Consider the following 20,018-nt stretch of genomic DNA (forward strand, 5'->3'; position numbering starts at 1 on the left):
GAGCCAGGCTGAATAAGAAACTACTCATTGCCCCATTGATTCAGGAACGTCGCGATTTCATCAATTCGCTTATCGTCGATACCTGCGTCATCAGCCATCTCTTTCTGCGCATCCTCGCTGATCTCCTCGTTATTCATCAACCGGGTGATCAACAGCTGGAAATAGCGCGCCAGGGAGTCACGTTCAGACTCGCTCACAGGCTTTGCGGACTCCGTCGAATACTCATCGGCAATGTCGTAATATTTTAGTGGAACTTCGTCGTTCATCTGTCGTCTCCAGGGTTAACGCCGCTGCAAGTTGCTGCCTGCATCTTTGATGCATGAATAATAACATTCTTATCTCGTTTTTTCCGTCCTGACGGCGGCAACCCTCCAGTAAAAAGAGGAATGTCATCCGTTAAACGCATTGTGCAGTGCGGGTCGATAAATGTCGGATTTGTGCTCTGATAAGAGGCAAAAAAAAGGTTCATCGCGGTTAAGCGTGAACCAATAGAAAACGGCGGTAAAAGTGGTTAGTTTTGTATTCGCCAAAACACTAACCAGCCACTCAACCGCCGTCTGCCATGAATGCTAATCTTTCTTCCCTCTTCTGGGAAGGTTTCACTGTTGATTCCTTCACTCATCCTGCACCGGATGCTCTGCTTATTACGCTCCGGCCTGACCCCGGTTTTGCGCCGTCCTGCCGTCGATGTGGCTGTAGAGACTGTGCTGTCCATGATGTCTCTGTGCGACGGGTTCGTGAGCGCGATTTACTTCACTGGCGCGTCACACTTCAGCTTCCCGTTCGCCGTCTGCGCTGTTCCCGCTGCGGGATTGTCACCGAGCGCATCTCATGGGTGCCTGAACGGCAACGTTACACGTCCTCGTTAGCGACCTGGGTGGAATCTCTTACCCGGTTATTGCCGGTTAAGCATGTGGCACAGTTGACCGGTCTGCACTGGCACACCATTAAAAATATCGACTGCCGACGCCTGCGGCGGGAACTCCGGGAGCCTGAACGGCACACGCTGCGCCGCCTGATAATGGATGAGTTCGCGCTGTTCAAAGGGCATCGCTATGCCACGGTTGTGGTGGATGCAGATACACAACGGGTGCTGTGGGTCGGTGAAGGGTGCAGCCGGGTAGCCTTCCGTCCGTTCTTCACCTGGCTGGGCCCGGAAGGATGTGCCGCCATCGAATCTGTCGCGATGGATATGAATACGGCGCTGGACCTGGAAGTGAGAGCGCAGTGCCCGCAGGCGGAAGTGGTGTATGACCTGTTCCATGTTGTGGCGAAGTTCGGCCGGGAAGTCATCGACAGAGTGAGGGTCGATCAGGCGAATCAGTTGCGTGACAACAGCAAGGCGCGGAAGGTTATCAAACGCGGCCGCTGGTTGCTGTTGCGTAATCCAGAGAACCTGCCGGCCGGGCATGATGTGAAACTGGCAGAGTTGCTGGCGGCGAACCAGCCGTTAAATACGGTGTATGTGATGAAAACAGCCCTGAAAGAGCTGTGGTATGCCCCGGATAAAGACGTTGTGAAGCGTCGCTGGAATGAGTGGTACAGGCAGGCACAGGAAAGTGGCATCAGGGCGTTGCAGCAGTTCGCTGATAAGCTGAAGGGTTACGTGAGCGGCATAATCGCGAGTGCCACGCATCGTCTGAATACCAGCGTACTTGAGGGAATGAACAACAAGATCAAAGTGATAAAACGAATGGCATACGGATACCGGGATAACGACTACTTTTTTATGAAGATAAAAGCAGCGTTCCCCGGTAAGGCGCGATGAACCAAAAAAAAGCCCCTCTGCTTTTGCAGAGAGGCCTCGTGATGCGTAACGGCAATTACTCGCTTTTTGCTTCGCCGTTTTTGATTTCGCCGATCACTTTCAGCTTTTTAGAAATGTCGCGACGCTCTTTGGACAGCTCAGCATTTTTAATGATGTAGTCGTCTACGCGATCTTCGTAGTCGCTTTTCATGCTGGCGATAATGCCCTGGATAGCTTCCACGCTCATACCCGGCTTGATGTAGTCGCTCAGGTTATCAAGCAGCAGAACACGCTTCTGGTTGTCACGGATCTTCTTCTCAACGTCCTGGATTTCACGCTGCAGTTTGTTTTTGCGGCGGAACAGGCGGACGAATTCCAGAACATCCTGGAACGAAGGCTTGGTAGTTTCCATTTTGATACCCCTGATAATGTGAGATTCGGATTCGTTTAAGCAACCGCTGTGCAGATAACCTTACTGACAGCAGCTGCGAATGACAATGAGTATATCGTTTAAGCCTATCATAACCCCAATTGCTGCTGAATCGAAGCAGCAGGCGTCACATCCGGAGATGGCTGCTTTTTATTTGCGCAACGCCCGGCAAATGAGATGTGACAAAAGCTCCAGCTGTCTCGCCAGTTCCATGCTCAACCAGACATAACCGTGGATAGGCGTTTCCGACACATTATCCCCCTGATGCTCGCTGATTAACTGCCTTAGCTCAGCAACGATTTCATTCAGTCGCTCGGTATTGGCGAGAATCGGCTGTGGATTACCTTCATAAAGCGCGTGAGCGATGGTGAGCAGCGTTTGCTGCGTCATCTGCTGCGTCTCCTTCAGGGTATGCGCATTCAGCAGGACAAAGTGACTGGCGCGCGATGCCCAGTGGGCATTGATCTGCAACTCAAGTATGCACACCAGATTACGACTGACGGTCTGGATCGCCTCGAAGATCGATTTCTGAATGCGCGTCTCTTTGCTGGCGGGAGTGATAATTCCGCGCATTTTCACAACGTCATTGAGAATTTTTTGCAGGTGCTTTTCGAGCCGAGGCCGCTCGACCAGATTAGGCGAGAAACCGGCCTGATAAACGCGGTTAAACGCGGTGACGTAGTGAGCCATCTGAATACGCCAATGAATAAAGGCACGCTGCGGCCAGATACCGGTAAAGAGCATCGCCAAAAGCGATCCCAGAATCACGTCCCCGCTTCGCCATAGCGCTGTTGCCATGTCGCCAGCCGGGGCGCCAATGACGACCGACAGCGTGATCCCAATCAGCAGCGCCTGATAAGGCTTTTTACCCAGTGCCAGCCAGCCGCACAGGAACATCGCACCCGCGCACCAGATCAGCATAATCGGCAGGGAGATCAGCTCAAGCCTGAGCGCAATCAACCCTAACGCAGAACCAAAGATCGTACCGCCAATACGCTCAAACGCGCGCGGAACCACGTTTCCCCAGAAAGAGATCGGTCCCATAATCACCACCAGCGTGATCAGTGGCCAGGTTCCTTCGGGAATATGCAGCAGACGCACCAGCAAAAAGGTGAGAATGAACGCCAGCGCAATACGGCAACCATGCACGACACGGTAATGGCGATACAAACGGATCTCAAAAGGCGTTAATGATTTGTCGGGACGCACACCCGCTCTCCATCTACACGGCAAATCACAATTGTACTGGGTTTTCTGCCAGACGCATCACGTCCGACAGCAAAACCCCGTAAATACCAGGAAATTAAGGGTTACCCGGCCTTGTTTTGTACCGGAACGTACATTTCGATATCCCAGTACCCCTCGGCGTTACCGTCATTCAGATAGCGCTCGAAACAGGGTTTAGGGGCAATCTCATAATGGTGGTCTTGCAGAAGACTGTTGAAGAAGCTGTACCAGGGAGTCGCAAAATCGTGGTTTTCGACGCGGGCGGTGGCGACGGCATAGTCACCGGCGGCCACCTCGGTGAGGATCACCCCTTCGCTGTTGGCGGGAATAACAAAGTCGTCCGCGACGGTCACAACCGTATCGCAGCGCAGTTTTTCAGCGGGCACTTCATCCGGATTATCGTAGTAGACCGCCAACCATTCGAGAGGCTGAATGTGGTGACCATCAACCCACATCGTCAGCTGCTCAAAACCTGTCTTAACGGTTTTTTCCCACGGGCCAACCAGATGAAAACCGGCGATCTTACGCTTTTGCTGCTGCTTAATGCTGTAGTCCATGCTGCCTCCGTTTATTACTGTATATATATACACGATAAAGCAGATGATGAATGTCCGGCAATCAGGACGTGTTTATTATGTGAGCAGACTCGCAGGAGCGCCAGTCTGCTCTTTTTGATCTGTTTAGGCCCGTCAGGCTTTGTGATGCACATAGTCGCTGAGACGGGAGAACATACCGCCTTTACCGACACTTTCCAGCGTCACCAGCGGCCAGTGCGCAACAATTTTGTCCCGGTCATACAACTCAATTTCGCCCACCCGCTGATGCGCAGCGATTGGCGCTTCCAGCTCTTTTTTATCGAGCACGTATTTGGCTTTGATATTGGCGACTTCAGCTTTTGGCAACGCCAGCCAAAAATCCTGATCCGTGCCCAACGAAATCCTTTCTTTGTCGCCGTACCAGATGCGTTCCGTCCCCACTTGTTTGCCGTTGCGCAAGATCTGGACGGTGTCGAAATTTTGCTGGCCCCAGTGCAGTAGCTTACGGGCCTGATCTTCACGCCCTTTCGGACTTTCCGCGCCCATGATCACCGCAATCAAGCGGCGCTGGCCGTCTACCGCCGAGGCAATAAGATTGAAACCAGCCCCGGAAGTGTGACCGGTCTTCAGGCCATCAACATTCATGGTTTTATCCCACAGCAGGCCATTACGGTTTTGCTGAGTGATACCATTCCAGGTCAGGCTCTTTTCACTGTACATATGATAGAACTCTGGCTCACCGTGAATGATGGCGCGCGAGAGTACCGCGAGATCGTAGGCTGAACTGTGCTGTCCTGGCGCATCCAGCCCGTGTACCGTTTCGAAGTGCGTGTCGTGCAGATTCAGCTTTTGCACGTAGTCATTCATCATCTTGACGAACTGCGGCTGGCCGCCAGCCACGTGATCGGCAAGCGCCACACAGGCGTCGTTACCGGAATCCACAATCAGGCCCCGGCTCAGATCGCGGACGGAAACGCGATCCCCTGCTTTCAAAAACATCAGCGATGAGCCGTCAAATACCGGGTTACCTTTCGCCCAGGCATCGCGCCCGACGGTCACCATGTCGTCCGGCGTAATACGATGACTGTCGATTGCACGATCAACCACGTAGCCCGTCATCAGTTTGGTAAGACTGGCCGGATTGCGCTGTTGATGTTCGTTGCCTGCCGTTAGTATCTGACCAGTAGTGTAATCCATCAGCACCCATGAGCCTGCCTGGATGGCGGGCGGCTGCGGTGAATAATCCAGTGGATTGGCGGCCAAGGCGGAAGTGATACTCGAAGCGAGTAAAGAAACAGCAATAAACAGACGGCGTTTCAACGATATATCCTCAGGTCATTTAAAATCGTTGACCTTTTTACGGAAGTTCTCGCCTCGTTACCTGGCTAAATTGCAAAAAAATGTGACTGCCAGCACGTTTCCCCCGGAAGATGGTTCGCAAATCTGACGCCCAAACACGCTTTTTGTTCGGCGAGCCGTCGCTGATGGTTTACCATAGCGAAGCAACTTATCAACAGGATGGTACTTTTGGTGTCTGATTCCGCTGCGCTCCCCACATTCCTCTTCCACGATTACGAAACCTTTGGCACCAGCCCGTCGCTGGACCGGCCATCGCAGTTTGCGGCGATCCGCACCGATGCCGATTTCAACATCATTGGCGAGCCGGACGTTTTTTACTGTAAACCTGCCGATGATTACCTGCCGCAACCGGGCGCGGTCATGGTGACCGGGATTACGCCGCAGGAAGCGCGTGAGAAAGGGGTTATCGAGGCTGAATTTGCCCGTCGTATTCACGATCTCTTTACCGTGCCGAATACGTGTATCGTTGGCTACAACAACATCCGCTTTGATGATGAAGTGACGCGCAACGTGCTGTATCGGAATTTCTACGATCCCTACGCCTGGAGCTGGCAAAACCGTAACTCACGCTGGGATTTGCTGGATGTGATGCGTGCCTGTTATGCCCTGCGTCCTGAGGGGATCAACTGGCCCGAAAACGATGACGGTTTACCCAGCTTTCGTCTGGAGCATTTGACCCGCGCCAACGGCGTTGAGCACAGTAACGCCCACGATGCGATGGCCGACGTATACGCCACTATCGCCATGGCAAAACAGGTGAAAACCGCACAACCTAAACTGTTTGAGTATCTTCTTAGCCATCGCAGTAAACAGAAGCTGATGACGCTGATTGATATCCCACAGATGAAACCGCTGGTGCATATCTCCGGGATGTTTGGCGCATGGCGCGGAAACACCAGCTGGGTAGCACCGCTGGCGTGGCACCCGGATAACCGTAATGCGGTGATTATGGTCGACCTGGCGGGTGACGTGACGCCACTCCTTGAACTGGACAGCGACGCCCTGCGCGAGCGTTTGTACACCCCGAAAAGCGAGTTGGGTGATAGCGCAGCCGTGCCCGTTAAGCTGGTGCATATCAATAAATGTCCGGTTTTGGCTCAGGCAAATACGCTGCGCCCGGAAGATGCCGATCGACTCGGCGTTAACCGCCAGCAGTGTCTCGATAATCTGAAGGTGCTGCGCGATAACCCGCAGATTCGCGATAAAGTGGTGGCTATCTTTGCTGAGGCTGAACCGTTTACACCGTCGGATAACGTTGACGCACAGCTCTATAACGGCTTTTTCAGCGATGCCGATCGGGCTGCGATGAATATCGTCCTCCAGACTGAACCGCGCAATTTGCCTGCGCTGGATATCACTTTTGCCGATAAGCGAATTGAAAAGCTGATGTTTAACTATCGGGCGCGTAATTTCCCGGGCACGCTGGATGAAACCGAGCAGGCGCGCTGGTTGCAGCATCGCCGCAACGTCTTTACGCCAGAGTTTTTGCAAAGCTACGCGCAGGAACTGGAGATGCTGTATACGCAGTATGAAGGGAATACCGAGAAACAGACGTTGCTGAAAGCGTTATATCAATACGCGCAGGAAATCGTCTGACAAAACCAGGACATAAAAAAACCGGAGACATCATCTCCGGTTTTTTATTTGTGCATTCGCTAATTACTGAGCGATGTCTTCGTATTGTGGAACCGGGTTGCGGAAGCTTTTGGTCACGCAAGCCAGGTAAACCAGGCCAATACCGCCCCAAATCAGACCCAGAATCATAGAGCTTTCTTCCAGGTTGACCCACAGCGCACCCACGGTCAACGCGCCACACATCGGCAGAACCAGGTAGTTGAAGTGGTCTTTCAGCGTTTTGTTACGCTTCTCACGGATCCAGAACTGAGAGATCACCGAGAGGTTAACAAAGGTAAACGCCACCAGCGCACCGAAGTTAATCAACGCGGTTGCGGTCACCAGGTCAAATTTAATAGCCAGCAGAGCAATTGCGCCAACCAGCAGTACGTTCCAGGCCGGAGTACGCCATTTCGGATGAATGTAGCCGAAGAAACGAGTCGGGAACACACCGTCGCGACCCATCACGTACATCAGACGCGAAACACCTGCGTGTGCAGCCATCCCCGATGCCAGTACGGTCACGCTGGAGAAGATCAGCACGCCCCACTGGAAGGTTTTACCGGCCACGTACAGCATGATTTCAGGCTGAGAAGCGTCCGGATCCTTAAAGCGAGAGATGTCCGGGAAGTACAGCTGCAGGAAGTAAGATGCCCCAATGAACACCATGCCGCCCAACAGTGCGGTCAGCAGAATGGCACGCGGAATCACGCGCTCTGCATCTTTCGTCTCTTCAGAAAGAGAAGAGATACCGTCAAAGCCCAGGAATGAGAAGCACAGGATGGTCGCACCGGTAATCATCGGGACCACGTGTGCGCCTTCAGACCAGAACGGACGGGTGCTGGTCAGCGTACCCGCGCCTTCACCATGAGCGACACCGTAGATGATCATGCCAACGATGACCGCCACAATCCCCATCTGCAGAATCACAATCAGGGTGTTGAAGTTGGCCACGGTCTTGATGCTGCGCAGGTTAGAGATGGTCATAAAGGCCACCAGCGCGACAACGAAGATCCACGAAGGTACAGAAGGCACCAGCGCTTCGAAGTAAATTTTTGCCAGCAGAATGTTGATCATCGGCATGAACAGATAGTCCAGCAGAGATGACCAGCCCACCATAAAGCCAACCGCCGGGCTAATGGATTTCTGAGCATAGGTATACGCAGAGCCAGCAGACGGGAAACGGCGAACCAGTTTACCGTAGCTCAACGCAGTAAAGAGAATAGCGACCAGCGCAAAGGCGTAAGCCGTTGCAACGTGACCGTCTGTGAGGCCTGAAACGATACCAAACGTATCGAACAGCGTCATCGGCTGCATATAGGCAAGGCCCATCATGACAACCGGAACCAACGTAAGCGTTTTACGTAATTCCACGCGAGAGGTTTTTGGAGTAGCGTTATGCGACATGGTTATTCTCCTTTACGGTGAATACCGCCGCGTAAGCAAAAGATTGCCCCATTTTCTGTATTCCTCAGCGACAACAACTGTCGGATTTTAGTAAGTATCTATCCGGTACGAAGCCCGGCCTCTTGATTTTTAAATGGCGTTTGTGACATGCAAAAAAAATAACCGACGCCTTTTATATCGTCGGTTAATCTCATTTTTTTGCAGCGGCGCATTTTGCCCCATCTTTGGGATAAAAGGCAATAGATTCAGGACCCGATCGCGCTTTTCTTTTTACTAAGCGGTTGATTTCCCGCTCTCCGGCGCTGTGTAAACAGCAGCGATAGCACTATTTGCTAAAATCTCATCCCGCCACCAGGCACTGGCAAGCCCGGCGGTTTGCTCATTCCAGCCAACCCACACTGATTCACTGTTGCTTTGCGCCAGAACCTGTTTCTCTACCAGCGCCCCGCTCTCAATGAATCGCTGCGCCAGATAACGGGGCAAAAAACCACATCCGAGCCCACTGATTTGCAGCTCCAGCTTGGTTTTAAAATCAAAAACGGTGATCGCCTCCTGATCGTCCAGCAGTTGTGAAGAGGCGGCGCACTCCGGCAAAGAGCTGTCGCCCACCACGATGGCGCGACAGCTTTTTATGACCCGGCGCGCGATGGGTTCGGGTTCCTGGGCAAGGGGATGATGGGGAGCCACCACGAAGACTTGTTCAAGTATGCCGAGACGAGAAAAACCAAAGTCGCTCGACTGCGGAGGTTCATGCAAGGCGCCTACAATAATATCCGCCCGCCCCTGCGTTAACGCTTCCCAGGAGCCGCCGAGCACACCGTTGATAAATTTGAGTCGGGTCACGCTGTGACGCTGATAAAAGGCTTCAATCAGCGGGGTAAGTAACGAGAAGGGAAAGGTGTCATCGACGCCAATCACCAGTTCATTTTCCCAACCCTGATGCAGCTTAACGGCCTGTTTTTCAAGCTCTCGCACGGTATGAAGCACTTCACGCCCTTTTTCAAGGAGCATTTGTCCGGTACGGGTGAAGCGGGCGCGGTGTCCGCTGCGATCCAGTATTTGAATATTGAGATCGCTTTCGAGCTTATGCACGGTATAGCTCAGTGCGGAGGGCGTTTTATAGAGTTTCGCTGATGCGGCGGCGAAACTCCCCTCTTTTTCGAGCGCGTCCAGGATAATAAGAACATCCAACAGCGGTTTCATGCTCGCCCCCTTACGGTGTGCGATCGTACCCGCTGGCGGGGTTATTCCAGTGGCATCACCAGCGGATCGGGATATTGATATTCAAATCCCAGCTCACGACAAATACGATTGCCATCAATCAATTTGCCCTGCCCTTCCCCGGACGCCTCGCGAAACTGCGGCGGCTCAAGCCCAAGCTGACGGGCCATTGCGGGGTAAAAAAGACTCCGCGCCGGATGGGAAGGCGCACATATATTATAGATGTGCCCGCCTTTAGGAGCCTGCAACAACAGCGTAATGGCACCGATAACGTCTTCAAGATGGACAAGATTGACGCCATGCTGGCCGTTTGGCGCAGTCTTACCGGCAAAAAAGCGCCCGGGATGCCGCTCAGGACCGACTAATCCCGCAAGTCGTAAAATATCGACCTGCGTATTCGGCAAATTATGCAGCCAGTCTTCCAGCTCTTTCAGCACACGGCCGCTGGCGGTGACAGGGGTTCGCTCGGTGTTTTCTTTTACGTTACCCTCTACTTCGCCATACACCGACGTCGAGCTGGTGAAGATAATGCGCGGGATATGATGCGCCAGCGCGCTGTCGACAATTTCCTGCACAGCCTGATGGTAAAAAGTCTCGCCAGGCCCGCTACGACGCGCCGGCAGCGTAATCACCAGCGCATCGACATTCATCAGCGCATCCAGATCGTCCGCGTCGCAGACCAGTTCCGGCTCAAGGCGTAACTCGACGCTCTCAATGCCACACATCCGCGCGGCCTCAACCCCATCAACCGTCGTTTTGCTGCCCGTCACTTGCCAGCCTCGCGCTGCTAACGACATCGCCAGCGGCATGCCTAACCATCCTAAACCGACAATTGCGACCTTCTTCATGCGTTTTCTCCTGACTTTCACGCGTCTGTCTTAAGGCTACGCCAGCGTTGCAGAACTGACAATTCATAGCATCAATATGAAATGAATTAATGTTTAAAAAAAGCCCTTGCGTTAAACAGTGAATGTGGTTTAGGTTAAACGACATCAAATGAATAAGCATTCATCGAGAAATTATATGACACGCGTTCCATTTAAAAACCACCATCATCACCATCATCCTGACTAGTCTTTCAGGCGATGTGTGCTGGAAGACATTCAGATCTTCCAGTGGTGCGAGAACGCAAGAGAGAGCCCCCGGAAGATCATCTTCCGGGGGCTTTTTTTTGGACCGCGTTCAGACAGGTTAAAACAGGATAAAGAGGACAACCCAATGTTAGATAACTCACGTTTACGCATAGCTATTCAGAAATCAGGCCGTCTGAGCGACGATTCACGCGAATTACTGGCCCGCTGTGGAATCAAAATTAACCTGCACACCCAGCGTCTGATCGCCCTGGCGGAAAATATGCCGATCGATATCCTGCGCGTGCGTGATGACGATATTCCGGGCCTGGTAATGGATGGCGTGGTTGACCTCGGTATCATCGGCGAAAACGTGCTGGAAGAAGAGTTACTGACGCGTCGTGCGCAGGGCGAAGATCCGCGCTATTTCACGCTGCGCCGTCTGGACTTTGGCGGCTGTCGCCTGTCGTTGGCCACCGCAGTCGATGAAGCCTGGGATGGTCCTGCCGGGCTGAACGGCAAGCGCATCGCCACCTCTTACCCTCACCTGCTCAAACGCTACCTCGATCAGAAAGGCGTGCAGTTTAAATCCTGTCTGCTGAATGGCTCCGTCGAAGTGGCACCGCGTGCGGGTCTGGCTGACGCGATCTGCGATCTCGTCTCAACCGGCGCCACGCTTGAAGCCAACGGCCTGCGCGAAGTCGAGGTGATCTACCGTTCAAAAGCCTGCCTGATCCAACGCGACGGCGAAATGGCGGATGCCAAGCAACAGTTAATTGACCGCCTGTTAACCCGTATTCAGGGTGTCATCCAGGCCCGCGAATCGAAATACATCATGATGCATGCGCCAACCGAGCGTCTGGATGAAGTGATTGCCTTGCTGCCAGGCGCGGAACGCCCAACCATTCTGCCGCTGGCAGGCGATCAGCAGCGCGTGGCAATGCACATGGTCAGCACTGAGACGCTGTTCTGGGAAACGATGGAAAAACTGAAAGCGCTGGGCGCAAGCTCGATTCTGGTGCTGCCAATTGAAAAAATGATGGAGTAACGCGCATGAGCTTCAACACTATCATCGACTGGAACAGTTGCAGTAAAGAGCAGCAGCGCGCGCTGCTGATGCGCCCGGCCATTTCTGCGTCTGAAAGCATTACCCGCACCGTAGCGGAGATTCTGGATAATGTTAAAGCGCGTGGCGACGAGGCTCTGCGTGAATACAGTGCAAAATTTGATAAAACCGACGTCGGTGCGCTGAAAGTGACGGCGCAAGAAATTGATGACGCGTGCAGCCGTCTTGGCGATGACATCAAGCAGGCGATGGCCGTGGCGGTCAAAAACATCGACACCTTTCACACCGCGCAGAAACTGCAGGTGGTGGACGTCGAAACCTTGCCCGGCGTACGCTGCCAGCAGCTGACTCGCCCGGTGGCCTCCGTCGGACTGTATATTCCCGGGGGGTCCGCACCGCTGTTTTCTACCGTCTTAATGCTCGCCACTCCGGCACGTATCGCCGGTTGTCAGAAAGTGGTGCTCTGTTCGCCGCCGCCAATTGCCGATGAGATCCTCTACGCGGCAAAACTGTGCGGCGTGCAGGACGTCTTTAAAGTGGGCGGTGCGCAGGCCATCTCCGCCCTCGCTTTTGGCACCGAATCCGTACCGAAAGTCGATAAGATTTTTGGGCCAGGGAATGCCTACGTGACTGAAGCCAAACGCCAGGTCAGCCAGCGTCTGGATGGCGCGGCGATTGACATGCCAGCGGGCCCCTCGGAAGTGCTGGTGATTGCCGACAGCGGCGCGACGCCGGACTTTGTCGCATCTGATCTGCTTTCTCAGGCCGAGCACGGTCCGGATTCGCAGGTGATTTTGCTGACGCCGGACGCCGACATGGCAAAACGCGTGGGCGAAGCGGTTGAACGCCAGCTGGCAGAACTGCCGCGTGCAGAAACGGCGCGCCAGGCGCTGTCCGCCAGCCGCCTGATCGTGGCGAATTCGCTGGAGCAGTGCATCGCCATCTCTAACCAGTACGGACCGGAACATTTGATTATTCAAACCCGCGACGCCCGTTCTCTGGTCGGCAGCATCACCAGCGCCGGTTCCGTGTTCCTCGGTGACTGGTCGCCGGAATCGGCTGGCGATTATGCCTCCGGAACCAACCACGTACTGCCGACCTACGGCTATACCTCTACCTGTTCAAGCCTGGGGCTGGCTGATTTCCAGAAGCGTATGACCGTTCAGGAACTGTCCCGCGATGGCTTCGCCGCACTGGCCTCAACGATTGAAACGCTGGCCGCCGCCGAGCGCCTGACCGCCCACAAAAACGCCGTGACGCTGCGCGTTGCCGCCCTGAAGGAGCAAGCATGAGCATTGAAGAATTAGCCCGTGAAAACGTTCGCAGACTGACCCCTTATCAGTCCGCTCGTCGCCTGGGTGGAAACGGTGATGTCTGGCTGAATGCGAATGAGTTTCCGACGGCGGTCACATTTGAACTTTCTCAACAAACACTTAACCGTTATCCGGAGTGTCAGCCAAAAGCGGTGATCGAGAATTATGCCCGGTACGCGGGCGTAAAACCCGAGCAGGTGCTGGTGAGTCGCGGCGCTGACGAGGGGATTGAGCTTTTGATCCGTGCGTTCTGCGAACCGGGTAAAGACGCGGTGTTGTATTGTCAGCCAACCTACGGCATGTACAGCGTCAGCGCCGAAACCTTTGGCGTAGCGTGTCGTAATATTCTGGCGCTGGAAGACTGGCAGCTCGATCTGCAGGCGATTTCCGATAATCTCGATGGCGTGAAAGTTATTTTTGTCTGCAGCCCGAACAATCCAACCGGACAAATTATCAACCCGCAGGATATTCGCACTCTGCTTGAACTGACCCGTGGCAAAGCTCTGGTGGTCGCCGATGAGGCCTATATTGAGTTTTGTCCGCAGGCCACTCTGGCAGGCTGGCTGGACGAGTATCCGCATCTGGTGGTGTTACGTACTTTGTCGAAAGCCTTCGCGCTGGCCGGTCTGCGCTGCGGATTTACGCTGGCTAATCAAGAAGTGATTGACCTGCTGATGAAAGTCATCGCTCCGTATCCGCTCTCGACGCCGGTCGCGGATATTGCCGCCCAGGCGCTGGCACCGCAGGGCATCAATGCCATGCGCGAACGCGTGGCGCAAATTTTGGTTGAACGTCAGTATCTGGTCAACGCGCTGAAAGACATTCCTTGCGTGGAACAGGTTTTCGACTCTGAAACCAATTACATCCTGGTGCGCTTCACCGCCTCCAGCGCTGTATTTAAATCTTTGTGGGATCAGGGCATTATCTTACGAGACCAAAATAAACAACCTTCTCTGAGCGGCTGTTTACGCATCACCGTCGGCACCCGGGAAGAGAGCCAGCGCGTTATTGACGCCCTGAAAGCGGAGAAAGTATGAGCCAGAAGTATCTCTTTATCGATCGTGACGGCACGATTATTGCCGAGCCACCGAGTGATTATCAGGTCGATCGTTTCGACAAACTGGCTTTTGAACCGGACGTGATCCCGGTTCTGCTTAAACTGCAGAAAGCAGGTTACACGCTGGTGATGATCACCAATCAAGACGGGCTGGGGACCGCCAGCTTCCCGCAGGCTGATTTTGATGGTCCGCACAACCTGATGATGCAGATCCTGACTTCGCAGGGTGTCATCTTTGATGAAGTGCTGATTTGCCCGCACTTACCGGCGGATAATTGCGACTGCCGGAAACCCAAAGTGAAGCTGGTTGAGCGCTATCTCGCTGACGAACAGCTGGATAAAACCAACAGCTATGTGATCGGCGATCGCGCCACCGATATCGAACTGGCCGGAAATATGGGCATTCAGGGTCTGCGTTTTAACCGCACCGAGCTGAACTGGGCGATGATTGGCGAACAGTTGACCAAACGCGATCGCTACTCCCACGTTGAGCGGAATACCAAAGAGACCCAGATTGACGTTAAAGTCTGGCTGGATCGCGAAGGCAGCAGCAAAATTCACACCGGCGTGGGCTTTTTTGATCATATGCTCGACCAGATTTCAACCCACGGCGGTTTTCGCATGGAGATCAACGTGAAGGGTGACCTGTATATCGACGATCACCACACCGTTGAAGATACCGGCCTGGCGCTGGGCGAGGCCCTTAAACTGGCTCTGGGCGATAAGCGCGGCATCAATCGTTTCGGTTTTGTCCTGCCTATGGACGAGTGCCTGGCCCGCTGCGCGCTGGATATCTCCGGACGTCCGCACCTGGAATATAAAGCCGAATTTAATTACCAGCGCGTCGGCGATCTGAGCACCGAAATGGTAGAGCACTTCTTCCGCTCACTCTCTTACACCATGGGCGTGACGCTGCATCTGAAAACCAAAGGTAAGAACGATCACCACCGCGTGGAAAGCCTGTTCAAGGTGTTCGGTCGTACGCTGCGCCAGGCCATTCGCGTGGAGGGTGACACGCTGCCCTCTTCTAAAGGAGTGTTGTGATGAACGTGGTGATTCTGGATACCGGTTGCGCCAATCTGAACTCCGTGACATCGGCCATCGCCCGCCACGGCTATGAGCCCGTGGTCAGCCGCGACCCCGACGTGGTGTTGCGTGCCGACAAACTCTTTTTACCGGGCGTGGGCACCGCCCAGGCGGCGATGGACCAGATCCATGAGCGCGAACTGGTGGATCTGATTAAAGCCTGTACTCAGCCCGTGCTGGGGATCTGTCTTGGTATGCAGATACTTGGCCGCCGGAGTGAAGAGAGCAACGGCGTGGATCTGCTGGGTATCATTGAAGAAGATGTGCCAAAGATGACCGATTTTGGCTTGCCGTTACCGCATATGGGCTGGAACCGGGTCTATCCCAAAGCCGGTGACCGGCTGTTTCGCGGGATTGAAGACGGGGCCTATTTTTACTTTGTCCACAGCTATGCCATGCCGGTAAACCCTTACACCATCGCTCAGTGTCATTACGGCGAGCCCTTCACCGCCGCCGTGAACAAAGATAATTTCTTTGGCGTGCAGTTCCATCCTGAGCGCTCTGGCGCGGCGGGCGCCCAACTGCTGAAAAACTTCCTGGAGATGTGATGATTATCCCCGCATTAGATTTAATTGACGGTACGGTTGTCCGTCTCCATCAGGGAGATTACGGCCAACAGCGCGACTACGGCAACGATCCGCTGCCGCGTTTGCAGGATTATGCGGCGCAAGGCGCTGAAGTGTTACACCTGGTCGATCTGACCGGGGCAAAAGATCCGGCCAAACGACAGATCGCCCTGCTGAAAACGCTGGTGGCTGGCGTCAACGTGCCTGTGCAGGTCGGCGGCGGCGTGCGTACAGAAGAGGATGTTGCCGCGCTGCTTGAAGCGGGTGTCGCGCGTGTAGTGGTAGGGTCAACTGCGGTTAAAAACCCTGAGCAGGTCAAAGGCTGGTTCAGGCGTTTTGGCGCCGAGGCGCTGGTTCTGGCGCTGGATGTGCGCATTGACGAACACGGCAATAAGCAGGTTGCGGTCAGCGGCTGGCAGGAAAACTCCGGCGTAACGCTGGAAGAACTGGTCGATATCTACCTGCCCGTCGGCCTGAAGCATGTGCTGTGCACGGATATTTCGCGCGACGGCACGCTGACAGGCTCAAATGTCGCATTGTACAAAGACGTTTGTGCGCGTTACCCGCAGGTGGCATTCCAGTCATCCGGCGGCATTGGTGATTTAGCCGATATTGCCGCGCTGCGTGGCACAGGAGTGCGCGGGGTCATCGTTGGACGCGCCTTACTGGAAGAAAAGTTTACTGTAACGGAGGCGATTCAATGCTGGCAAAACGGATAATCCCCTGTCTTGACGTGCGTGATGGTCAGGTGGTGAAAGGCGTGCAGTTCCGTAATCACGAAATCATTGGTGATATCGTTCCTCTGGCGAAACGTTATGCCGAAGAAGGCGCAGACGAACTGGTGTTTTATGATATTACCGCATCCAGCGATGGCCGCGTGGTGGACAAAAGCTGGGTTGCGCGCGTGGCTGAAGTGATTGATATTCCGTTCTGCGTGGCGGGTGGCATTAAATCTGCGGAAGACGCGGCAAAAATACTCTCCTTCGGTGCGGACAAAATTTCCATTAACTCCCCTGCCCTGGCCGATCCGGAGCTGATTACCCGTCTCGCCGATCGCTTTGGCGTGCAGTGTATCGTGGTCGGCATTGATACCTGGTATGACGCCAGTACCGGCAAATACCACGTCAATCAATACACTGGCGATGAAAATCGTACGCGCGTAACACAGTGGGAGACGCTGGACTGGGTGCAGGAAGTGCAAAAACGCGGCGCGGGTGAAATCGTGCTGAATATGATGAATCAGGATGGTGTCCGTAATGGCTACGATCTTGAGCAACTCAAAAAAGTCCGCGCGGTGTGTCGTGTGCCGCTGATTGCCTCGGGCGGAGCCGGAACGATGGAGCATTTTCTGGAAGCGTTTCGGGATGCTGACGTCGACGGTGCGCTGGCAGCATCGGTATTCCACAAACAAATTATCAATATTGGCGAGTTAAAAACGTACCTGGCAACGCAGGGCGTGGAGATTAGGGTATGTTAACTGAGCAACAACGGGCCCAGCTGGACTGGGAAAAAACTGACGGATTAATGCCGGTGGTTGTACAGCACGCAGTATCTGGTGAAGTACTTATGCTGGGCTACATGAACCAGGATGCGCTGGACACAACGCTCGAAAGCAAGAAAGTCACCTTTTTCTCACGCACTAAGCAGCGTTTATGGACCAAAGGCGAATCTTCCGGTCATTTCCTGAATGTCGTCAGTGTGACCCCTGATTGCGACCATGACACACTGCTGGTGCTGGCGAAACCTGTTGGCCCGACCTGTCATCTGGGGACCAGCAGCTGTTTTGGCGACGCCAGCCATCAGTGGCTGTTCCTTTATCAGCTGGAACAACTGCTTGCCGAACGCAAAAATGCCGATCCTGAAAGCTCATATACCGCAAAATTATACGCCAGCGGCACGAAACGAATTGCGCAGAAAGTTGGGGAAGAAGGGGTTGAAACGGCGCTGGCAGCAACCGTGAACGATCGCGAGGAGCTGACGAATGAAGCCTCTGATTTGATGTATCACCTGATGGTTCTGCTTCAGGATCAAGATCTGGATTTAACCGCCGTCATCGACAATTTACGCAAACGCCATAAATAAAAAAAGACCGGGGAGACCCGGTCTATTTTCATACGATCAAGCTCTCGGTTTATAATTGCGCAACGCATTACGACCCAACACCACGCCAGATCCGATAATCCCGCCCAGCAGAACCGCCAGAATTAGGGTAATCGATTTTTTCGGACTGTCACGACGAATCGGCAAATCAGGCTTCATCACATAGCGATATGCATGGATAGTGGAAGGATTCACATTAAGATTCTGAATATCCAGCAAATTTTGTTTTGTCTCGTAGTAAGTCGGTAAAAAGACCAGAGGTCGCGTTGATTCGTTCTGAATCATAGATTCCAGCGCTGCGCTGCCCAGCAGGAACATAGTGTCCTGGGTGACATCCTCCGTTTGCTGAATCTGTGGCGAAGCAATTTTCGCCGCCTGCGCATATTTCAGAGCCTCAGCAATCTGCTGAATACGGAGTTCTTTTTGTTCCCGAGCCACTTTTTCCTGGTTTTGCAGGGAGGCGTTTAACGTGGTGATTTGCTGCTTGATATTGTCTTTGAGGTCGACACCAAGTTCTTTTGCCGTCTGCTCGTCAATCTGCTGAATAAACTGCGCCAGTTGTTTCTGCGCCGCTTCAGCAGTCTCACCCGCATAAGTCACATTCAGAGGCAATGGTTGCCCCTTAACGGCAGGTTCAATGGTCAGCTTTTCAGGTACATCCTGATTATCGAGAGACTGCGCCAATGCGGAAAACGCAGAGTTAAAACGTCCCACAACGCGCAGTTGAATATCGCTCATGATTGGCGCTTTCTCGCCATAGAGATTATTAAGAGCTGTAGTGTAAGTTGCGATTTGCGCGGCATCAGGCTGAGTGATAATTGCAGTAGAGGTCCATTTCTCTTTTGCAGTGGCTAAATACACCCCAGCAAACACAATCGTGATAGCGACAAACACCGCAATCGTCCACTTGCCACGCCAAAGCTGCATCACTAAATCAATTAAATCAATTTGCTCCGGGTCATTTCGACTGCTGACCACATTATTGTTGTTCTGGGACATACAATCCTTAGGGGGTAAAAATTGGCAGAAATGTTATTTGCCTAGTGTATCGCTTGTGTACAATTTTTCTATAAGAATCCGATGAGTTATCTGGTGACTGGTGAAGTTTTGCATACTTTGTACATCGGGGTATGATTAGCATCATACAATTTAGGCTATAGAGATAGCGATTTTGATTTTTTACAGAGGATGGATATGAAATTTCTGGTCACCGGTGCAGCAGGCTTTATTGGCTCCCACGTCAGCAAGCGTCTTTTGGATGCCGGACATCACGTTGTCGGAATTGACAACCTTAACGACTATTACGATGTCAGTCTTAAACTTGCTCGACTGGATTTGCTGACATCTGAGAATTTCACGTTCCACAAACTCGATCTCGCCGATCGCGAAGGAATGGCGACACTGTTTGCTGACGAGAAATTTGATCGCGTCATCCATTTGGCCGCTCAGGCTGGGGTACGTTACTCGCTGGATAATCCACACGCTTACGCAGATGCTAATCTTATCGGTCACCTGAACGTGCTGGAAGGCTGTCGTCACAACAAGGTTCAGCATCTTCTGTATGCCTCTTCCAGCTCCGTTTACGGACTTAACCGTAAAATGCCTTTTTCTACCGATGATTCAGTAGACCATCCGGTGTCGCTCTATGCGGCCACGAAAAAGGCCAATGAGTTGATGTCGCATACCTACTCCCATCTTTACCAACTTCCAACCACTGGTCTGCGTTTCTTTACGGTGTATGGGCCATGGGGCCGCCCGGATATGGCGCTGTTTAAATTCACTAAAGCGATGCTCGAAGGCAAAAGCATTGACGTCTATAACTATGGCAAAATGAAGCGCGATTTCACCTATATTGATGACATCGCTGAAGCCATTATTCGTCTGCAGGACGTTATTCCGCAGGCTGATGCCAACTGGACGGTGGAAGAAGGTACGCCGGCAACCAGTTCTGCCCCGTACCGGGTTTATAACATCGGTAACAGCTCACCGGTCGAGCTGATGGATTACATCACCGCACTGGAAGAAGCATTAGGCACCGAGGCAGACAAAAATATGATGCCAATTCAGCCAGGCGATGTGCTGGAGACCAGCGCCGACACGAAAGCGCTGTACGAAGTGATTGGCTTTAAACCTCAGACGTCTGTCAAAGAAGGCGTGAAGAATTTCGTCGACTGGTACCGTGACTTCTACAAGGCTTAAAAACAACAATGCCCGGCAGT

22 protein-coding genes and 1 other annotated feature are annotated in these 20,018 nt (G+C 53.3%); of the genes, 12 read left to right on the forward strand and 10 right to left on the reverse strand.

Annotation, left to right across the window (positions count from 1 at the left end):
* Positions 1-20: 20 nt before the first annotated feature.
* A complete protein-coding gene (locus tag SOM82_RS12960; protein ID WP_154128995.1) occupies positions 21-266 on the reverse strand; it encodes a YmjA family protein in 246 nt (81 codons plus the stop codon).
* A 296-nt stretch (positions 267-562) separates the two neighbouring features.
* Between SOM82_RS12960 and SOM82_RS12965 the strand changes: the two genes are divergently transcribed.
* On the forward strand, positions 563-1,768 hold the full coding sequence (locus tag SOM82_RS12965) for an ISL3 family transposase (protein ID WP_501083528.1): 1,206 nt from the start codon (positions 563-565) through the stop codon (positions 1,766-1,768).
* Between the two features lie 55 nt (positions 1,769-1,823).
* Here the strand turns inward: SOM82_RS12965 and SOM82_RS12970 are convergent, their stop codons facing one another.
* The 4 genes from SOM82_RS12970 to dacD form a co-directional block, all read right to left on the reverse strand.
* The gene (locus SOM82_RS12970; RefSeq protein ID WP_154128996.1) at positions 1,824-2,159 is read right to left on the reverse strand and encodes a DUF496 family protein; all 336 of its coding nucleotides are present in this window, start codon (positions 2,157-2,159) and stop codon (positions 1,824-1,826) included.
* 168 nt (positions 2,160-2,327) lie between these two features.
* A complete protein-coding gene (locus tag SOM82_RS12975) occupies positions 2,328-3,386 on the reverse strand; it encodes an FUSC family protein (protein WP_320459857.1) in 1,059 nt (352 codons plus the stop codon).
* Positions 3,387-3,487: 101 nt separating this feature from the next.
* On the reverse strand, positions 3,488-3,961 hold the full coding sequence (gene sbmC / locus SOM82_RS12980) for a DNA gyrase inhibitor SbmC (protein ID WP_154128998.1): 474 nt from the start codon (positions 3,959-3,961) through the stop codon (positions 3,488-3,490).
* 132 nt (positions 3,962-4,093) lie between these two features.
* Entirely contained in the window at positions 4,094-5,260 is a 1,167-nt protein-coding gene (gene dacD / locus SOM82_RS12985) for a serine-type D-Ala-D-Ala carboxypeptidase DacD (protein ID WP_320459856.1), read from the reverse strand.
* A 210-nt stretch (positions 5,261-5,470) separates the two neighbouring features.
* Between dacD and sbcB the strand changes: the two genes are divergently transcribed.
* Positions 5,471-6,895, forward strand: a complete 1,425-nt coding sequence (sbcB, locus tag SOM82_RS12990) for an exodeoxyribonuclease I (protein WP_320459855.1) — start codon at positions 5,471-5,473, stop codon at positions 6,893-6,895.
* Positions 6,896-6,958: 63 nt separating this feature from the next.
* Here sbcB and SOM82_RS12995 read toward each other — a convergent pair whose 3' ends face one another.
* From SOM82_RS12995 to SOM82_RS13010, 4 genes are all read right to left on the reverse strand, one after another.
* Positions 6,959-8,320, reverse strand: a complete 1,362-nt coding sequence (locus tag SOM82_RS12995) for an APC family permease (protein ID WP_154129001.1) — start codon at positions 8,318-8,320, stop codon at positions 6,959-6,961.
* Positions 8,310-8,372 carry a membrane protein YoeI gene (yoeI, locus tag SOM82_RS13000; protein ID WP_154129030.1) on the reverse strand — a complete coding sequence of 21 codons (63 nt, stop codon included), beginning with the start codon at positions 8,370-8,372 and terminating at the stop codon, positions 8,310-8,312. Before yoeI ends, SOM82_RS12995 begins: the two co-directional genes overlap by 11 nt.
* A gap of 221 nt (positions 8,373-8,593) precedes the next feature.
* Positions 8,594-9,523, reverse strand: a complete 930-nt coding sequence (locus SOM82_RS13005) for a LysR family transcriptional regulator (RefSeq protein ID WP_320459854.1) — start codon at positions 9,521-9,523, stop codon at positions 8,594-8,596.
* A gap of 41 nt (positions 9,524-9,564) precedes the next feature.
* Positions 9,565-10,389, reverse strand: a complete 825-nt coding sequence (locus SOM82_RS13010; RefSeq protein WP_154129003.1) for an SDR family oxidoreductase — start codon at positions 10,387-10,389, stop codon at positions 9,565-9,567.
* 175 nt (positions 10,390-10,564) lie between these two features.
* Between SOM82_RS13010 and hisL the strand changes: the two genes are divergently transcribed.
* The 9 genes from hisL to hisIE all read left to right on the forward strand — a co-directional run bounded on the left by hisL (position 10,565) and on the right by hisIE (position 17,781).
* Positions 10,565-10,615 carry a his operon leader peptide gene (hisL, locus tag SOM82_RS13015; RefSeq protein ID WP_099516347.1) on the forward strand — a complete coding sequence of 17 codons (51 nt, stop codon included), beginning with the start codon at positions 10,565-10,567 and terminating at the stop codon, positions 10,613-10,615.
* Positions 10,591-10,714 (forward strand) — a sequence feature (His leader region). Its footprint overlaps the gene before it by 25 nt.
* A 45-nt stretch (positions 10,715-10,759) precedes the next feature.
* Entirely contained in the window at positions 10,760-11,659 is a 900-nt protein-coding gene (gene hisG, locus SOM82_RS13020; RefSeq protein ID WP_154129004.1) for an ATP phosphoribosyltransferase, read from the forward strand.
* 5 nt (positions 11,660-11,664) lie between these two features.
* Complete coding sequence (hisD, locus tag SOM82_RS13025; RefSeq protein WP_320459853.1) at positions 11,665-12,969, forward strand: histidinol dehydrogenase; 1,305 nt, start codon at positions 11,665-11,667, stop codon at positions 12,967-12,969.
* The gene (gene hisC, locus SOM82_RS13030) at positions 12,966-14,027 is read left to right on the forward strand and encodes a histidinol-phosphate transaminase (RefSeq protein WP_320459852.1); all 1,062 of its coding nucleotides are present in this window, start codon (positions 12,966-12,968) and stop codon (positions 14,025-14,027) included. The genes hisD and hisC overlap by 4 nt, the downstream gene beginning before the upstream one ends.
* On the forward strand, positions 14,024-15,091 hold the full coding sequence (gene hisB / locus SOM82_RS13035) for a bifunctional histidinol-phosphatase/imidazoleglycerol-phosphate dehydratase HisB (RefSeq protein ID WP_320459851.1): 1,068 nt from the start codon (positions 14,024-14,026) through the stop codon (positions 15,089-15,091). Before hisC ends, hisB begins: the two co-directional genes overlap by 4 nt.
* Positions 15,091-15,681, forward strand: a complete 591-nt coding sequence (hisH, locus tag SOM82_RS13040) for an imidazole glycerol phosphate synthase subunit HisH (RefSeq protein ID WP_154129008.1) — start codon at positions 15,091-15,093, stop codon at positions 15,679-15,681. The genes hisB and hisH overlap by 1 nt, the downstream gene beginning before the upstream one ends.
* A complete protein-coding gene (hisA, locus tag SOM82_RS13045) occupies positions 15,681-16,418 on the forward strand; it encodes a 1-(5-phosphoribosyl)-5-[(5-phosphoribosylamino)methylideneamino]imidazole-4-carboxamide isomerase (protein ID WP_320459850.1) in 738 nt (245 codons plus the stop codon). The genes hisH and hisA overlap by 1 nt, the downstream gene beginning before the upstream one ends.
* On the forward strand, positions 16,400-17,176 hold the full coding sequence (hisF, locus tag SOM82_RS13050; protein WP_320459849.1) for an imidazole glycerol phosphate synthase subunit HisF: 777 nt from the start codon (positions 16,400-16,402) through the stop codon (positions 17,174-17,176). The genes hisA and hisF overlap by 19 nt, the downstream gene beginning before the upstream one ends.
* Entirely contained in the window at positions 17,170-17,781 is a 612-nt protein-coding gene (gene hisIE / locus SOM82_RS13055) for a bifunctional phosphoribosyl-AMP cyclohydrolase/phosphoribosyl-ATP diphosphatase HisIE (protein WP_320459848.1), read from the forward strand. The genes hisF and hisIE overlap by 7 nt, the downstream gene beginning before the upstream one ends.
* A gap of 36 nt (positions 17,782-17,817) precedes the next feature.
* On the opposite strand, the gene wzzB is transcribed toward hisIE, so the two are convergent.
* Positions 17,818-18,798 carry an LPS O-antigen chain length determinant protein WzzB gene (gene wzzB, locus SOM82_RS13060; RefSeq protein ID WP_320459847.1) on the reverse strand — a complete coding sequence of 327 codons (981 nt, stop codon included), beginning with the start codon at positions 18,796-18,798 and terminating at the stop codon, positions 17,818-17,820.
* A 195-nt stretch (positions 18,799-18,993) separates the two neighbouring features.
* Here wzzB and SOM82_RS13065 point away from each other — a divergent pair, with 195 nt between their 5' ends.
* Positions 18,994-19,998, forward strand: a complete 1,005-nt coding sequence (locus SOM82_RS13065; protein WP_320459846.1) for an NAD-dependent epimerase — start codon at positions 18,994-18,996, stop codon at positions 19,996-19,998.
* Positions 19,999-20,018 lie beyond the last annotated feature (20 nt).

This window comes from Lelliottia sp. CFBP8978, assembly GCF_034046055.2.
Taxonomy (GTDB): Bacteria; Pseudomonadota; Gammaproteobacteria; order Enterobacterales; family Enterobacteriaceae; genus Enterobacter.

What these genes read in the sequence shown, in the direction of transcription:
- SOM82_RS12965 (WP_501083528.1), top strand. Translation starts at nt 563, where the DNA reads ATGAATGCTAATCTTTCTTCCCTCTTCTGGGAAGGTTTCACTGTTGAT.
- hisIE (WP_320459848.1), top strand. Translation starts at nt 17,170, where the DNA reads ATGTTAACTGAGCAACAACGGGCCCAGCTGGACTGGGAAAAAACTGAC.
- wzzB (WP_320459847.1), bottom strand. Translation starts at nt 18,798, where the DNA reads ATGTCCCAGAACAACAATAATGTGGTCAGCAGTCGAAATGACCCGGAG.
- hisH (WP_154129008.1), top strand. Translation starts at nt 15,091, where the DNA reads ATGAACGTGGTGATTCTGGATACCGGTTGCGCCAATCTGAACTCCGTG.
- SOM82_RS13010 (WP_154129003.1), bottom strand. Translation starts at nt 10,389, where the DNA reads ATGAAGAAGGTCGCAATTGTCGGTTTAGGATGGTTAGGCATGCCGCTG.
- sbmC (WP_154128998.1), bottom strand. Translation starts at nt 3,961, where the DNA reads ATGGACTACAGCATTAAGCAGCAGCAAAAGCGTAAGATCGCCGGTTTT.
- SOM82_RS13065 (WP_320459846.1), top strand. Translation starts at nt 18,994, where the DNA reads ATGAAATTTCTGGTCACCGGTGCAGCAGGCTTTATTGGCTCCCACGTC.
- SOM82_RS12995 (WP_154129001.1), bottom strand. Translation starts at nt 8,320, where the DNA reads ATGTCGCATAACGCTACTCCAAAAACCTCTCGCGTGGAATTACGTAAA.
- SOM82_RS13005 (WP_320459854.1), bottom strand. Translation starts at nt 9,523, where the DNA reads ATGAAACCGCTGTTGGATGTTCTTATTATCCTGGACGCGCTCGAAAAA.
- SOM82_RS12960 (WP_154128995.1), bottom strand. Translation starts at nt 266, where the DNA reads ATGAACGACGAAGTTCCACTAAAATATTACGACATTGCCGATGAGTAT.
- hisA (WP_320459850.1), top strand. Translation starts at nt 15,681, where the DNA reads ATGATTATCCCCGCATTAGATTTAATTGACGGTACGGTTGTCCGTCTC.
- hisB (WP_320459851.1), top strand. Translation starts at nt 14,024, where the DNA reads ATGAGCCAGAAGTATCTCTTTATCGATCGTGACGGCACGATTATTGCC.
- SOM82_RS12970 (WP_154128996.1), bottom strand. Translation starts at nt 2,159, where the DNA reads ATGGAAACTACCAAGCCTTCGTTCCAGGATGTTCTGGAATTCGTCCGC.
- hisF (WP_320459849.1), top strand. Translation starts at nt 16,400, where the DNA reads ATGCTGGCAAAACGGATAATCCCCTGTCTTGACGTGCGTGATGGTCAG.
- hisG (WP_154129004.1), top strand. Translation starts at nt 10,760, where the DNA reads ATGTTAGATAACTCACGTTTACGCATAGCTATTCAGAAATCAGGCCGT.
- hisD (WP_320459853.1), top strand. Translation starts at nt 11,665, where the DNA reads ATGAGCTTCAACACTATCATCGACTGGAACAGTTGCAGTAAAGAGCAG.
- hisC (WP_320459852.1), top strand. Translation starts at nt 12,966, where the DNA reads ATGAGCATTGAAGAATTAGCCCGTGAAAACGTTCGCAGACTGACCCCT.